Below are 381 nucleotides of genomic sequence, written 5' to 3'. Positions count from 1 at the left end.
CCTTCTTCGGTGGCCAGTGCGCCCATGGCGCTGTAGCCCTCGATGCACTCCGGCAGGATCGGCGCCTCGCTGTTGCCGACGATGACCACCCGGGCCTGGCCGCTGGTGATGACGTCGATACCCTTCTGCAGGTTGTAGAGGAAGGTGGCGCAGGCGCCTGTGATGCTGCCGGTCATGCCGACGCTGCCGAGCACGTAGGCATTGATGAAATCGGTGGGCATGCTGTTGAAGCCCAGCGGCAGTTGCTTGGCCGAGACCCGGTGGCCCTTCAGGCGGGATTGCATCAGGCCGCCGAAACCGTTGTCGTCGAGCTGGCTCATGATGCTGCCGGAGAACACCGCGATCTCGTCGGGCTGGACGTTGTCGACGATGGTCTTCCAG

The 381-nt window shown here is 64.3% G+C and carries 1 protein-coding gene; it reads right to left on the bottom strand.

Annotated elements, in window-relative coordinates:
* Positions 1–381 (bottom strand): beta-ketoacyl synthase N-terminal-like domain-containing protein (locus M8013_RS00090; protein ID WP_271265813.1); only part of this gene is annotated, 381 nt, incomplete at both ends.

Source organism: Silvania confinis, from assembly GCF_025564085.1.
Taxonomy (GTDB): domain Bacteria; phylum Pseudomonadota; class Gammaproteobacteria; order Enterobacterales; family Enterobacteriaceae; genus Enterobacter; species Enterobacter confinis.
Note: the sequence above shows the minus strand (reverse complement) of the source record. Positions and strands in the feature narration are given on the sequence as shown.